At 67.5% G+C, this 15,992-nt stretch carries 4 protein-coding genes; 3 read left to right on the forward strand and 1 reads right to left on the reverse strand.

Translation table 11 applies throughout. The features are described from left to right. A partial coding sequence (locus A5745_RS09665) for a non-ribosomal peptide synthetase (protein ID WP_139329526.1) occupies positions 1-5,925 on the forward strand: 5,925 nt, incomplete at its 5' end. A gap of 7 nt (positions 5,926-5,932) precedes the next feature. Here the strand turns inward: A5745_RS09665 and A5745_RS09675 are convergent. Further along, positions 5,933-6,589: an isoprenylcysteine carboxylmethyltransferase family protein gene (locus A5745_RS09675; RefSeq protein WP_076115887.1), complete on the reverse strand. Its 657-nt coding sequence runs from the start codon at positions 6,587-6,589 to the stop codon at positions 5,933-5,935. A 176-nt stretch (positions 6,590-6,765) separates the two neighbouring features. Between A5745_RS09675 and A5745_RS09680 the strand changes: the two genes are divergently transcribed. Continuing rightward, positions 6,766-8,502: an AMP-binding protein gene (locus A5745_RS09680; RefSeq protein WP_217695276.1), complete on the forward strand. Its 1,737-nt coding sequence runs from the start codon at positions 6,766-6,768 to the stop codon at positions 8,500-8,502. Positions 8,503-9,165: 663 nt separating this feature from the next. Continuing rightward, entirely contained in the window at positions 9,166-15,762 is a 6,597-nt protein-coding gene (locus A5745_RS25330) for an amino acid adenylation domain-containing protein (RefSeq protein WP_371336889.1), read from the forward strand. The last annotated feature ends 230 nt before the right edge of the window (positions 15,763-15,992 follow it).

Genomic DNA, 15,992 nt, shown 5'->3' on the forward strand with positions numbered 1-15,992 from the left:
CCGGCGCCGCCCGGGGGGGTCCCCCGCCCCCCCGCGGGGGCCGGCGGGCGGCCCGCCCAGCCCCGCCCGGGCGCCCCCCCCCCCCACCCACGCATCCGGACCTATCCATCCACCGCGTTGCCGACCCCCTCGGCGGCGGACTTCGCGTACCTCATCTACACGTCGGGCACCACCGGTGTGCCCAAGGGGGTGGCGGTCACCCACGGGAACGTGACGCGGCTGCTGGAGCCGTTGGATTCCGGCCTGCCCACGTCGGGGGTGTGGCCGCTGTGTCACTCGCTGGCGTTCGACGTGTCGGTGTGGGAGATCTTCGGCGCGTTGCTGCGCGGCGGGCGAGTGGTGGTGGTGCCCGAAGAGGTGACCGCGTCACCAAAAGACTTCCACGACACGCTGATTGGTGAGCGCGTCAGCGTGTTGACCCAAACCCCGTCGGCCGTGGCGGCGTTGTCACCCGACGGGCTCGACTCGGTGGCACTGGTGATGGCCGGCGAGGCGTGCCCGCCCGAGGTGGTGGATCGCTGGGCGCCCGGGCGGGTGATGATCAACGCCTACGGTCCCACCGAGACGACGATGTGCGTGGCGATCAGCGCCCCGCTCACCGCGGGCTCGGGTGCGCCGCCGATCGGGTCGCCGGTCGATGGGGCGGCGTTGTTCGTCCTCAACGGCTGGTTGCGGCCGGTGCCCGCGGGGGTGGTCGGGGAGCTGTACGTGGCCGGCACCGGCGTGGCCGCCGGCTATGTCGGTCGCGCCGGGTTGACGGCGACCCGGTTTGTGGCCTGCGCCTTCGGGGGGCCGGGAACCCGCATGTATCGCACCGGGGACCTGGCGTATTGGCGCGCCGACGGCCAACTGCAGTACCTCGGGCGCGCCGACGAGCAGGTCAAGATCCGCGGCTACCGCATCGAATTGGGCGAAGTCCAAACCGCCCTGGCCAACCTGGACGGAGTGGAACAGGCGGCGGTGCTCGCCCGCGAGGACCGCCCCGGCGACAAGCGGCTGGTGGGGTACGTCACCGGCAGCGCCGATCCGGCCGAGGCGCGCGCCACGCTGGCCGAGCGCCTTCCGGCGTACATGGTGCCCGCCGCGGTCGTGGTCTTGGACGCCCTGCCGCTGACGTCCAACGGCAAGCTGGACACCCGTGCGCTGCCGGCGCCGGACTACCAGGACGGCGATCACTTCCACGCGCCGACCGGGCCGATCGAGGAGATCGTCGCCGGCATCTACGCCCAGGTGCTCGGGCTGGAGCGGGTCGGGGTCGACGACTCGTTCTTCGATCTGGGTGGGGATTCGCTGTCGGCGATGCGCCTGATCGCCGCGATCAACACCGCCCTGGATGCGGGCCTCGCGGTGCGCAGCGTGTTCGACGCGCCGACGGTCGCCGAGCTGGCGCCGCTGATCGGCGCCGAGGAGGGTGGGCTGGAGCCGTTGGTCGCCGGCCCGCGGCCCGCGGTGGTGCCGTTGTCGTTCGCCCAGTCCCGGTTGTGGTTCTTGGACCAGTTGCTGGGGCCGTCGCCGATCTACAACATCGCCGTGGCGTTGCGGCTGCGCGGCCAACTCGACGCCGCCGCGTTGGGCGCGGCGCTGGGCGATGTGGTCGGGCGCCACGAAAGCCTGCGCACATTGTTCCCGGCGCCCGAGGGGATCCCCCAGCAGCTGGTGATCCCGGCCGAGCGGGCCGACTACGGGTGGCAGGTCGTCGACGCGAGCGCGTGGACGCAAGGCCGGCTGGCCAAGGCCATCGAGGAGTCCGCCCGTTACACGTTCGACCTGACGTCCGAAATTCCGTTGCGGGCAAGGCTTTTCGGTATCACCCCGGACGAACACGTGCTGGTGGCCACCATGCACCACATTGCCGCCGACGGTGTGTCGCTCATGCCCCTGGTGAGCGACCTGGGGGTGGCTTACTCCGCGCGCTGCGCGGCGCAAGCCCCCGGCTGGCCCGATCTGGCGGTGCAGTACGTCGACTACACGCTGTGGCAGCGCACCCAGCTCGGTGAGCTGACCGACCCGGACAGCCGCATCGCCGCGCAGCTGGAATTCTGGCAGGACGCCCTGGCCGGCATGCCCGAACGCCTGGCGCTGCCCATCGACCGGCCCTACCCGCCGGTGGCCGACTACCGCGGCGCCAATGTGGCCGTGGACTGGCCCGCCGAGCTGCAACAGCGGGTTGCCCGGCTGGCCCGCGAGCACAGCGCGACCAGCTTCATGGTGATGCAGGCCGCCCTGGCGGTGTTGCTGTCGAAACTCAGCGCCAGCCCCGACGTGGCGGTGGGATTCCCCATCGCCGGGCGGCGCGACCCCGCGCTCGACGAACTGGTCGGCTTTTTTGTCAACACCCTGGCGTTGCGTGTCGACCTGACCGGCGATCCCACCGTCGCCGAGGTGCTGGCCCAGGTGCGCCAGCGCAGCCTGGCCGCCTACGAACATCAGGACGTGCCCTTCGAGGTGCTGGTGGAGCGGCTCAACCCCACCCGATCGCTCACCCATCACCCCCTGGTTCAGGTGATGTTGGCCTGGCAGAACCTTGCCGGGCAGGACAATGGCCCCGCCACCGCGCTGGCCCTGGGTGATCTGCAGGTCGCCCCGCTGCCGGTGGACACCCACACCGCCCGCATGGACCTGACGTTCTCCCTCGGTGAACGCTGGACCGATGCGGGTGAGCCCGCCGGGATCGGCGGGCAGGTGGAATTCCGCACCGACGTCTTCGATGCCGCCAGCGTCGAGGTGTTCGTCGAGCGGTTGCAGCGGGTGCTGGACGCAATGGCCGCCGATCCCGCCCAGCGGTTGTCGTCGATGGAGCTGCTCGATGAGGCCGAGTACGCCCGCCTGGACGCGTGGGGCAACCAGGGTGTGCTGACCCGCCCGGCAACGCCCGAGCTGTCGATTCCGGCGTTGTTCGCCACCCAAGTGGCAAGCAACCCGGCGGCGGCGGCGTTGGTCTGCGGGCGGCGGTCGTGGACGTATCGCGAGTTGGACGAGGCGTCGAACCGGTTGGCGCACTTGCTTTCTGGCCACGGCGCTGGCCCCGGCGAATGTGTGGCGTTGCTGTTCAGCCGCTGCGCCGAGGCGATCATGGCGATGTTGGCGGTGCTGAAGACCGGGGCGGCGTACCTGCCGATCGACCCGGCCCACCCGCGGTCGCGGGTGGAGTTCATGCTCACCGACGCCACGCCGATCGCCGCGGTCACCACCGCGGGGCTGGCCGATCGGCTGGCGGGATGCGACCTGGCGGTCATCGATGTCGACGACCCTGCGATAGCCGCCCAGCCCAGCAGCGCGTTACCCGCGCCGGCGGCCGACGACCTCGCCTACATCATCTTCACCTCCGGGACGACCGGTGTGCCCAAGGGCGTGGCCATCACGCATCGCAACGTCACCCTGCTCGCCGACTCGCTCGACGACACCGGCCTGCCACCGGGACCCGAGCGGGTGTGGTCGCAGTGGCATTCCTACAGCTTCGACATTTCGGGCTGGGAAATCTTCGGCGCCCTGCTGCGTGGCGGGCGGCTGGTCGTCGTGCCCGAATCGGTGGCCAGCTCGCCCGAAGACTTCCACGCCTTGCTCGTCAACGAACGGGTCAACGTGTTGAGCCAAACCCCGTCGGCCGTCGGGACGTTGTCACCGGAGGGTTTGGATTCGGTGGCCTTGCTGGTCGGTGGCGAGGCCTGCCCGGCCGAAGTGGTGGACCGCTGGGCGCCCGGCCGGGTGATGATCAACGAATACGGCCCGACCGAGACGACGATGTGGGTCGCGATCAGCGCTGCGCTGACGCCCGGGTCGGGCGTGGTGCCGATCGGGTCGCCCCTGCCGACGGCGGCTTTGTTTGTCCTCGACGCATGGTTGCGGCCGGTGCCGGCCGGAGTGGTCGGCGAGTTGTATGTGGCCGGCGGCCAGGTCGGCTGCGGGTATTGGCGCCGGGGCGGGTTGACCGCGTCGCGGTTCGTGGCGTGCCCGTTCGGCGGGCCCGGGACTCGGATGTATCGCACCGGCGACCTGGTGTGCTGGGGACCCGACGGGCAGCTGCAGTATCTCGGGCGCACCGACGAGCAGGTGAAGATCCGCGGGTATCGCATCGAACTCGGCGAGGTGCAGGCGGCGCTGGCCGCGCAACCCGGGGTGCGGCAGGCCGCGGTGATCGCCCGCGAGGACCGTCCCGGCGACAAGCGTCTCGTCGGCTATGTCACCGGGACCGCCGATCCGGCCGCGGCGCGCGCCGCATTGGCCGAGCGGCTCCCGGCGTACATGGTGCCGGCGGCCGTGGTGGCGGTGCAGGCCCTGCCGTTGACGGTCAACGGCAAACTCGACAAGCGCGCCCTGCCGGCACCCGAGTACCAGGAGGGCGATCGTTACCGGGCGCCGTCCACCCCCACCGAGGAGATCCTCGCCGGCATCTACGCCGAGGTGCTCGGCGTCGACCGGGTCGGGGTCGACGAGTCGTTCTTCCACCTCGGTGGGGATTCGCTTTCGGCGATGCGGGTGATCGCCAAGATCAACACCGCCCTGGATACCCACCTGTCGGTGCGCGTCTTGTTCGACGCGCCGTCGGTAAGCGGCCTGAGCCAGCAGGTCGGTCGGCATGCCGACGCGGACGGCTTCACCTCCGTGCACGGCCGCGACGCCAGCGAGGTGCACGCCGCCGACCTCACGCTGGACAAGTTCCTCGACGCCGCGACGCTTTCCGCCGCCCCGTCGCTGCCCGGCCCGAGCGCCGAGGTGCGGACGGTATTGCTCACCGGCGCAACTGGTTTCGTGGGGCGCTACCTGCTGCTGGAATGGCTGGAGCGGATGGAGCTGGTCGACGGCACCCTGATCTGTTTGGTGCGGGCCGACTCCGACGAGGATGCGCGGCGCCGGCTCGTCAAGGTCTTCGACCGCGGCGATCCGGATCTGCTGTGGCGATTCCAGGATCTGGCCCGGGATCATCTGCGGGTCATCGCCGCCGACAAGGCCGAAGCCAACCTCGGCCTGGACCAGCAGGCCTGGCAGGGGCTGGCCGACACGGTCGACCTGATCGTCGATTCGGCGGCCATGGTCAGCGCCGTCCTGCCCTACAGCGAGCTGTTCGGGCCCAACGTCGCGGGCACCGCCGAGCTGATCCGGTTGGCGCTGGCCACCAAACTCAAGTCCTACATCTACGTGTCGACCGTCAACGTGGGCGACCAGATCGAGCCGTCGGCGTTCACCGAGGACGCCGATATCCGGGTCATCAGCCCCACCCGCACCATGGACGGCAGCTACGCCAACGGTTACGGCATCAGCAAATGGGCCGGCGAGGTCCTGTTGCGCGAGGCCAACGACCTGTGTGGGCTGCCGGTGGCGGTGTTTCGCTGCGACATGGTCATGGCCGACACCACCTATGTGGGTCAGCTCAACGAGTCGGACCTGTTCTCCCGCATGGTGTTGAGCGTGGTGGCCACCGGTATCGCACCGCGTTCGGTGTACCGGCTCGACGCCGACGGCAACCGGCAACGCGCGCACTTCGACGGACTGCCCGTCGGATTCGTCGCCGAGTCGATCGCCACGCTGGGCGCCCAGGTCGTCGACGGGTTCGAGACCTACCACGTGATGAACCCGCACGACGACGGCATCGGATTCGATGAGTTCGTCGACTGGCTGATCGAGGCCGGCTACCCGATCGAGCGCATCGACGACTTCGGGGAGTGGCTGCAACGCTTCGAGGCCGCCCTGCGCGACCTGCCCGAACGGCAGCGCCAGCACTCGGTGCTGGAGGTGCTGCAATTGCTGCTGCGCAATACCCCGGACGTGCACGCGATCGAGCCGGTCCGCGGTTCTCTCGCGCCGACCGACCGCTTCCGGGCTGCGGTGCAGGAAGCCAAGATTGGGCCGGACAACGACATCCCGCACGTCTCGCCGCCGATCATCGTCAAATACGTCACCGAGTTGCAGCGGCTCGGACTGCTCTAGCCGGCAATCACCACACGCACGGCACCAGGCGATAACGGACATTGCGCGTGTACTCGCGGTAACCGTCCAGCTCTTCGGAAAGCAGCTTCTCCTCGTCCCGGATGCGCCAGGCGAGCACGCCGAGGCCGGGCAGGACGAAGAGCAACCCCCAATAGGAGCCGAGGGCGAGGGGGAAGCCGATCATCATGATCACGTTGCCGGTGTACATCGGGTGCCGCACCAGCCCGTAGAGCCCGGTGGAGATGACCTTCTGGCCGGCCTCCACCCGGATGGTCGCGGCCGCATGGCTGTTCTGGACGACCACCAGCATCATCACCCCGAGCCCGACGGCAACCAGAACATCACCGGCCAGGCAGACCGCGGCCGGGGCCCGCGACCAGCCGAAGCGATGGTCGAGCGCGCTCAGGGCGAGCATCGCCGCCAGCGACGACCACGAGGCCGCCATCACGACCTTCTGCGTCGTTCGCGTCTCCGCCGCCGGACCGCCACGCATCCGCCGTTGTAGCGCAACGGGATTCGTGCGCAGTAAGTAAAGGCTGGGGAGCCACCCGGACAGGGCGAACACCACCAGGAAAACCCATGCCTGCCAGTAGTCGAACGTGAAAGCCGCCGTGAATAGGATCACCCCGAACACAACGGGCTCAACAAGCCCCAATGCCAACATTTTTGGAACGGTGGTCACGCATCCTCCTGCCGTGGGCTGCCGCGGGCGCCAGTTTTCGCACGGTGTTCGTACTGTAGGCGATCGGTGTGTCCGGCGGTCGGATACACCTGAACAGGTACAGCGACTTGCCGGGTTTTGTCCCCGACGGTGGCGGCGACGACGGTAATCTGATGACCGTGGAGGGGACTTCCGTTCCGGCTGTGCTGCGCGAACGCGCCAGCCTGCAGCCCGATGACACGGCGTTCACGTTTGTCGATTACGACCAGGACTGGAACGGCGTGGAGGAGAGCCTGACGTGGTCGCAGCTGTACCGGCGAACACTGAACGTCGCACGGGCGCTCGAAGATTGCGCATCGACGGGTGACCGCGCCGTCATATTGGCACCCCAGGGGCTCGACTACATCGTGGCGTTTCTCGGCGCATTGCAAGCGGGGCAGCTCGCGGTTCCGCTTTCGGTTCCGCTCGGAGGCGTCAGCGATGAGCGCGTCAGCTCGGTACTGCGCGACGCGTCGCCGACCGTCGTCCTCACCACGTCCCCTGTCGCGGGCAAGGTTGCCTACTACGCGACGCGGTCCGCCGAATCCGTTCCGTCGCTCGTCGAGGTTGATCGGCTGGAGCTTGACGCTCCGGCAGGATCGGGCGGCCGGCGCGAGACCTATCCGGATGTGGCGTATCTGCAATACACGTCCGGGTCGACCCGTCAGCCGGCCGGAGTCATGATCTCGCACCACAATGTGCTGGCCAATTTCGAACAGCTGATGTCCGACTTCTTCGTGGATTACGGACGGGTCCCGCCGGCGGACGGCTGCATTGTGTCGTGGCTGCCGTTGTATCACGACATGGGTTTGGTCCTGGGGGTGTGCGCGCCGATTCTGGCGGGGGTCGGCACCGTGCTGACGAGCCCGGTGGCGTTCCTGCAACGACCGGCCCGCTGGATGCAATTGCTGGCGAGCAACCGCCATCCATTTTCGGCAGCGCCGAACTTTGCCTTCGAATTGGCGACGCGAAAAACCTCGGACGAGGACATGGCCGGATTGGACCTGGGGGAGGTGCTGGTCATCCTCAGTGGTAGCGAGCGGGTGCACCCCGCGACGCTGCGGCGTTTCACCAATCGGTTCGCGCGCTTTAACTTGCCCGACAACGCGATACGGCCGTCTTATGGGCTCGCCGAGGCAACGGTGTATGCGGCGACGCGCACACCAGCTCGGCCTCCCGAGATCGTCCATTTCGAATCCGAGAAGCTGTCCGCCGGTCACGCGGAGCGGTGCGATAGCGGGACCGGTACACCGCTGGTCAGCTATGGGGTGCCGCGGTCACCGACGATTCGCATCGTCGATCCCGACACCTGCGTCGAGTGCCCGGAGGGCGCGGCCGGTGAAATCTGGATGCACGGCGCCAACATCGCTATGGGCTACTGGCAGAAGCCCGACGAGACTCAGCGCACGTTCGGCGGACGGCTCGTCGCTCCGCCGGCGGGGACGCCCGAAGGGCCGTGGCTGCGAACGGGAGACCGGGGCTTCTTCTCCGGAGGGGAGCTGTTCATCGTCGGCCGCATCAAGGATCTTTTGATCGTTTACGGGCGTAACCACTCACCCGACGACATCGAGGCGACCATCCAGGAGATCACGCGGGGCAGGTGCGCGGCCATAGCGGTTTCGCGCGACCACACGGAGGAGCTGGTGGCCATCATCGAGGTCAAGCATCGCGGTGACTCGGATGAGGAGGCGGCGGACCGCCTCGTCGCCGTCAAGCGTGAGGTCACCTCGGCCATATCGAATTCGCACGGTCTGGCCCTCGCGGATTTGGTTGTGGTGCCACCTGGTTCGATTCCGATCACCACAAGCGGCAAGGTCAGGCGAGCGGCGTGTGTCGAGCACTACCGCGATGGCCGGTTCGCCCGTTTGGACGCTTAGGCGACTACCGGGACCGCGGTCCGGCCGCGAATTTGTTAGGCAGGCTTGGAGTTCCGGCGTCCAAGTTATTGATCTGCGACTTCGTTCTGGTGTGGGCGGCGCAGACTGCGGTCGCAAACCGGAGGTCACGAGGTAGGTAAGAGATCGTCCAAATGTGTTGTTTTACATGTGCTTTACAGGGCGATCGGTTCACCGCTTGGACGCTCGGGCAACTCCCGGGACCGGCGTCCCGCCGCGAATTTGTTAGGCAGGCTTGGAGTTCCGCGTTATACGTCATTGATCTGCGACTTCGTCCGGCGGTGGCCCACTAGGCCTGGGCTCGCACGGTCCGGCCGCAAACCGGAGGCCGTGATGTAGGCGCGGGATCGTCCAAATGTGTTGTTTTACATGTGTTTTACAGCAAGAAACTTTCTCGAAATCCCAACGGACGAGGTATGCCTCCGTTATGGTTTGGTCCGGGCTTCACTCATTCGGCTAGACGGCCTAGGGGAATTTTGCCGGTGTTCCAGTCGGCTGGCGGATGGTCTCGGGTGAAGAGGATCGCGTCGCGTATCCGGACTACATCGAAGAGAAAAGGATCGATAGACGGCCGAAAAGTCTGCGCGAAAGGCTGGCAGTGGGCAGGGCTTTTGAAAACTGAACCATGCGGGGTGGGGGATTCGGATGGCACTCGATGACCGCGCACTGACGCTGGCGCGCGAACCTGACGACCGGATACTACCGGTGACGCGCGGACAGCTAGACATTTGGCTTGCGCAGGAAACGGGGCACTCCGGCACGGAGTGGCAGCTCGGCCTGTTCGTGAAGATCGAGGGCACGGTAGAACCCGATGCCCTTCAATGGGCGATCCGTCGGGTAGTGAGCGAGGCCGAACCTGTCAGGGCTGCCATCTTTGAGGTGAATGGCCAGGTTTTCCAAAAGCCAATCGATTACCCGGATGTGGAGCTCGCCTTCTACGACCTGACTTCCTCGCCCAATCCCGTACAAGAAGCGCATCGGATAACCTCATCGATCCAGCGCACGCCGATGCCACTCAGTGGCCCGCTGTTCAAATTCGCATTGCTTCGCACGGGGCCCGAGGAATTCTATTTTTTCGGGTGCGGCCACCACATAGTCGTGGATGGAACCGGGATTGCGCTGATTGGCCAGCGGATTGCAGCCGTCTACTCCGCGATTGTTTCGGGCGCACCGATACCTGATGCGTTCTTCGGCTCGTTGCAGGATTTGGTCGAATGCGAGTTGGAATACGAAGCATCCGACGACTATCTCGACGATCAGGCCTATTGGAACAGGAACCTTCCAACCGAAAGCGGACCGCATGACCGGTTGCCCGCTGCCGCGGGCGAGCGGGAACCGTACTGGCTTTCCGCGCCGGTTCAATTGGACCCATTGGTCCTTCGCCGCGTTGAAGAGTTATCCGAGGTGTGGAACGTGCCTCGATCGTCGGTCATCACCGCGGCGTGCGCACTCTTGGTGCGTGGGTGGTGCGCCGAGGGCCCGGAGGTGGTGTTCGATTTCCCGGTCGGCAGGCGAGTGCGTCCGGAATCAAGGACGCTTCCCGCAATGGTTGCCGGAATCGTGCCGCTGGGCTTGACGGTTTCGCCCGCATGTACGGTCGCTGGCTTTTGTGAATATGTTGACAAGCGGATACGGGAAGCGCTGCAGCATCAGAGGTTTCCGGTGCAAGCCCTTGAGCGCAAAGCTCGCCCGGGTCAGCCAATCGGCAGGGTGAGCGTTAATTTCATCCCGTCCATATTCACTTTGGCCTTCGGTGGTGCCGCGGCATCGGCCTCCTTGACCACTGCGGGCCCCGTGGATGGCTTTGGCCTGTTCTTCTCTAGCGCCGGCGATCGGCTCTATCTCAGCACGGCTGGTGCCGGGCAGCCATTTTCGAATTTCGATGTCACCGATGTGGCGCAGCGGTTAGACCGGGTGTTGGCGGCGATGACCGCCGACCCCAGGCGGCCCTTGTCGTCGGTGGACTTGCTGGATCCGCGCGAGCACGCCCGGCTGGAGGGGTGGGGCAACCGGGCGGTGTTGAGCGAGCCGGCGAGCACGCCGACGTCGATCCCGGCGTTGTTCGCCGCGCAGGTGGCGCGCACACCCGACGCGGTGGCGCTGGTGTGCGGGGGGTGTTCGTGGACCTACCGCCAGCTCGACGAGGCGGCCAACCGGTTGGCGCACCTGCTGATCGGCCAGGGTGTGGGCCCGGGTGAGTGTGTGGCGCTGCTGTTTTCGCGTTCCGCCGAGGCGATCATGTCGATTTTGGCGGTGCTGAAAACCGGTGCGGCATATCTACCGATCGACCCGGTACTACCGGCGTCCCGCGTCGGGTTCATGCTCGCCGACGCCACGCCGATCGCCGCGATCACCACCGCCGGGCTGGCCGACCGGCTGGACGGCCATCGGTTGCTGGTCATCGATGTCGACGACCCCCGCGTCGATAGACAACCCAGCACGGCGCCACCGGTGCCGGCTCCCGATGACCTCGCCTACATCCTGTACACCTCGGGCACTACCGGGGTGCCCAAGGGTGTCGCGATTACCCACCGCAACGTGACCCAGTTGCTGGAGTCGTTGGGTGCGGGCCTTCCGGCGCCGGGCCAGGTGTGGACGCAGTGGCACTCTTTGGCCTTCGACGTCTCGGTGTGGGAGATCTTTGGCGCGCTGTTCTACGGCGGGCGGCTGGTGGTGGTGCCCGAAGAGGTGGCCCGCTCGCCGGAAGACTTCCACGCCTTACTGGCCGCCGAACACGTCAGCGTGCTAAGCCAAACCCCTTCTGCGGTAGGGGTTTTGTCGCCTGAGGGCTTGGAAGCGGCGCTGGTGGTCGCCGGTGAGGCGTGCCCTGCCGAGCTGGTCGACCGGTGGGCGCCGGGGCGGGTGATGATCAACGCCTACGGCCCGACCGAGACCACGGTGTATGCGGCGATCAGCGCGCCGTTGACAGCGGGTTCGGGGGCGCCGATCGGTTCGCCGGTTCCGAGGGCGGCATTGCTCGTGCTGGATGCGTGGTTGCGGCCGGTGCCGGCGGGTGTGGTGGGCGAGCTGTATGTGGCCGGTGCCGGTGTGGGAGTTGGGTATTGGCGGCGGCCCGGGCTGACCGGTTCGCGCTTCGTGGCGTGCCCGTTCACAGCCGGAACTCGGATGTATCGCACCGGAGATGTGGTGTGTTGGGGCACCGACGGGCAGCTGCGGTATCTGGGGCGCGCCGATGACCAGGTCAAGATCCGCGGCTATCGCATCGAACTCGGCGAGGTGCGGGCGGCGCTGGCCGGACTCGACGGGGTCGAGCAGGCGGTGGTGATTGCCCGCGAGGACCGCCCCGGCGACAAGCGTCTGGTCGGTTACGTCACTGGCGCGGTTGACCCGGACGAGATACGCACCCGGCTGGCCGAGCGGTTGCCGGCCTACATGATCCCGGCGGCGGTGGTGGCGCTGGGCAGTTTGCCGCTGACGGTCAACGGCAAGCTGGACAAGCGGGCCTTGCCGGCGCCGGAGTACACCGATGTGGATCGTTATCGTGCCCCGTCGGGTCCCACCGAGGAGATCTTGGCCGGCATTTATGCCCGGGTCCTCGGCCTGGAGCGGGTGGGGGTCGACGAGTCGTTTTTCGATTTGGGCGGGGATTCGCTGTCGGCGATGCGCGTGATCGCGGCGATCAACACCGCCCTGGATGCCGGTCTTGCGGTGCGCACGTTGTTCGACGCGCCCACGGTGGCTCAGTTGGCACCCCGAATCGGTGAGGACGGGGACCGCCGCAAGCCGTTGGTCGCCGACCGGCGGCCCGTACGGGTCCCGTTGTCGTTTGCGCAGAGCCGGTTGTGGTTTTTGGACCGGTTCGAGGGTGGGGTGGCGACCTACAACATGCCGATCGCCTTTCGGGTCAACGGGGCGTTGGATGTCGAGGCGCTCGGAGCGGCGCTGGACGATGTGATCGCCCGCCATGAGGCGCTGCGCACCATCTTCGTCGATCTTGACGGCGTGCCGTGCCAGCAGGTGTTGGCGGCGCGGCGGGGGATGTGGCAACACAAGGGCGCGGTCGTGGTGTCGCTGCCCGAGCGGGATGTGGCCGGCGAGTTGGCGGCGCTGGCCGGGTATCGGTTTGACCTGTCGAGCGAGATTCCGATCCGTGGACAGATCTATGCCGTGGGCCCCGAGCGGCATGTGGTGGGAATTGTGGTGCACCACATCGCTTTTGACGGCTGGTCGATGGCACCGATGGTCCGGGATGTAGGCATCGCGTATGCCAGCCGCCGTGCCGGGCAAGCCCCGCCCTGGGCGCCGTTGGCGGTGCAGTACGCCGATTACACGCTGTGGCAACAGGATTGGCTGGGAGACGAATCCGATCCCGACAGTGTGATCGCCTCGCAGTTGGCCTATTGGCGCCAGGAGTTGGCCGAGCTGCCCGAGGTCGTGTCACTGCCCACGGATCGGGCGCGTCCGCCGGTGCCCAGCTACCGCGGTGATCAGGTGCCGCTGCGCATCGACCCGCGGTTGTGGGCGGGGGTCAAGGATGTGGCGGCCGTGCACAACGCGACGGCCTCGATGGTGTTGCAGGCGGCGTTGGCGGTGGTGTTGCACCGGGCGGGTGTCGGTGAGGACGTGGTGATGGGCTCGCCGATCGCGGGGCGGTTGGACGAGGCCCTCGATGATCTGGTCGGGTTTTTCGTCAACACCTGGGTTTTACGCGTGGGTGTCAATGCCGCGCAGCGGTTTTGCGACGTGCTGGCGCGGGTGCGGCACAAGGCGCTCAATGCCTACAGCAATCAGGATGTCCCGTTCGAGTTGTTGGTCGAACAGCTCAACCCGGTACGATCCACCGCCCATCACCCGCTGTTCCAGGTGGGCATGGTCTTCCAGAACAATGTGCGTCCCGAGGTGGCGCTGGAGGGTGTCGCCGTCGAGCCCGTGGCGATGTCAACCGGCACCTCCAAATTCGACCTCGATTTCGATCTGACGGAGGTGCCCGGCGACGGGGCGGGGTCGATGGCGACCGGGGCGGTGACCTTTGCCACGGATTTGTTCGACCGGGCCAGCATCGAGCGGTTGGTCGGCTGGTTTGGCCGGGTGATCGAGGCGGTGGTGACCGATGCCTCGGTGATCGTCGGAGAGGTGTCGCTGCTGGATCGCGGTGAGCGTGATCTGGTGCTGCGGCGGTGGTCTGGCATCGAGGCGCAGGCGCCCGTGGGGGTGGCGCCGCAGATATTGGCCGCGGCGGTGGCCGCCGACCCCGACGCCCAAGCGGTCATCGACGGCAGCCGCGCGATGTCGTATCGCGAGCTTGATGAGTGGTCGTCGCGGTGGGCGCGGGTGTTGATCGAGGCGGGCGTGGGTCCCGAGCGCGCCGTGGGCGTCGCGATCGATCGGTGTGCGGAGTTGGTGGTGGCCTGGTGGGCGGTGGCCAAGGCCGGCGGGGTCTATGTTCCGGTCGACCGGACCCACCCCGTCGAGCGCATCGCAGCGGTGTTGGATGCCGCGGGTGCGGTGTGTGTGTTGGCGTGTGGCGCCGACCCGGTGGCCGGGGCCGGGGCGCGACCAGTGCTGCGCGTCGACGATCTGGATGTCTCGGGGTATCGCGCGGATCCGATCACCGACGCCGATCGGTTGACAACGCTGGGCATCGACAACGGCGCGTATGTGATCTTCACGTCGGGCTCGACCGGGGCGCCCAAAGGCGTGGCGGTCAGCCACGCCGGTCTGCTAGCGGTGACCGCGGTGCAACGCGAACTGCTCGGATTGGGCGCGGACGCGCGAGTGGTGATGGTCGCCGCGCCGACCTTCGATGCGTCGGTGTTCGAAATCTTATGGGCCGCAGGGTCGGTGGCGGCGGTGGTGGTGGCCCCACCGGACGTGTATGCCGGGCCTGCCTTGACCGAGTTGCTGCAAGGCCAACGGGTCAACGCGGCCATTTTGACGCCGACGGTGGTGGCGTCGCTGGATCGGGCCCGGCTCGACGACCTGACAACGCTCGTCACCGGAGGCGAGGCCTGCCCGGGAGGCTTGGTGGCCGCCTGGGCGCCGGGCCGGCGGATGTTCAACGCCTATGGTCCGACCGAGACCACCATCTGGGCTACCTGTGCGCCGCTGACGGCGGGGCATCCGGTGAATATTGGCGCCCCCGTTGCGGGGGTGTACGCACTGGTGCTCGACGGGCAGTTACAGCCGGCGCCGGTCGGGGTGGTCGGTGAGTTGTATGTGGGCGGGCCCGCGGTGGCGCGCGGCTATGTGGGCCGGGTGGGACTGACCGCGGAACGCTTCGTGGCCAACCCCTTTGGGGCCCCGGCGCGCGGATGTATCGCACCGGGGATCTGGTGCGCTGGCGTGCCGACGGGCAACTGCAGTATCTGGGCCGCGCCGATGCCCAGGTCAAACTGCGCGGGCAGCGCATCGAGCTGGGCGAAATCGAAAGCACCCTGCTGGCCTGCCCGCAGGTCACCCAGGCCGCCGCCGCGGTGCACGAGGCCAGCACCGGCTCCCACCTCGTCGCCTACGTCACTCTCGAGCACACCGCCACCGCTGAGGATGACGCCGAGGTCGTCGACCAGTGGCAACACCTTTACGACGAGCTCTACGGCGCCGAGGTCGAGGCGCCGGAGTTCGGGATGGATTTCCGCGGCTGGAACAGCAGCTACACCGAGGAGCCGATTCCGCTGCAGGAGATGGCGCAGTGGCGTGCCGCCACCGTGGATCGGATCATGGCGCTGCGGCCTGGGCGGGTGTTGGAGATCGGCGTTGGTTCCGGGCTGGTGTTGTCCCAGATCGCCCCGCACTGTGAGCAATACGTCGGCACCGATTTCTCGGCGGTCGCTATCGACAAGCTCGCCCACTCGCTCAAGCAATTGCGGGTCGAGTGGCGTGATCGGGTGCAGTTGCTGGCCCAGCCCGCCCACGTCACCGAGGCGCTGCCGCACGGCTATTTCGACACCATCGTTCTCAACTCGGTGGTGCAGTACTTCCCCAACGCCCCATATCTCGCCGAAGTCATCGACAGTGCCATGCGGTTATTGGCGCCGGGTGGATCGGTGTTTGTCGGCGATGTGCGCAACCACGCGCTGCAGGGCGCGTTTCAAACCGGAGTCGCGCTGGCGCGCACCGATACCGCCGATGCCGCCGAGATCCGCCAACGAGTCGAGCGCGCGATGCTCGGCGAGACCGAATTGCTGTTGGCGCCGGAGTTTTTCACCAGCTTGGCCGCCGAGCATCCGGCGGTGGCGGGCGTTGACATTCAGGTCAAACGCGGGACGGCCGACAACGAACTGACCCGGTATCGCTACGACGTCGTCATCCACAAAACCCCCGCATCCGTGCGTTCGCTGGCCGACGCGCCCAGCTGGGCGTGGACCAACTGCGCGGGAGTGCGCGACCGGTTGATATCGCAACGTCCGGCCACCGTCCGCGTCACCGGAATCCCCCGTGCCGGGGTGATCGGCGACGTTCACGTCGAACACGCCCTCGCCGCAGGGGTATCGGTCGCCGACGCCCTGGCCCAA

Source organism: Mycobacterium sp. IS-2888, assembly GCF_001954215.1.
Taxonomy (GTDB): domain Bacteria; phylum Actinomycetota; class Actinomycetes; order Mycobacteriales; family Mycobacteriaceae; genus Mycobacterium.

Coding starts and splice junctions, on each gene's coding strand:
- A5745_RS09675 (WP_076115887.1), bottom strand. CDS start 6,589: ATGTTGGCATTGGGGCTTGTTGAGCCCGTTGTGTTCGGGGTGATCCTA.
- A5745_RS25330 (WP_371336889.1), top strand. CDS start 9,166: ATGGCACTCGATGACCGCGCACTGACGCTGGCGCGCGAACCTGACGAC.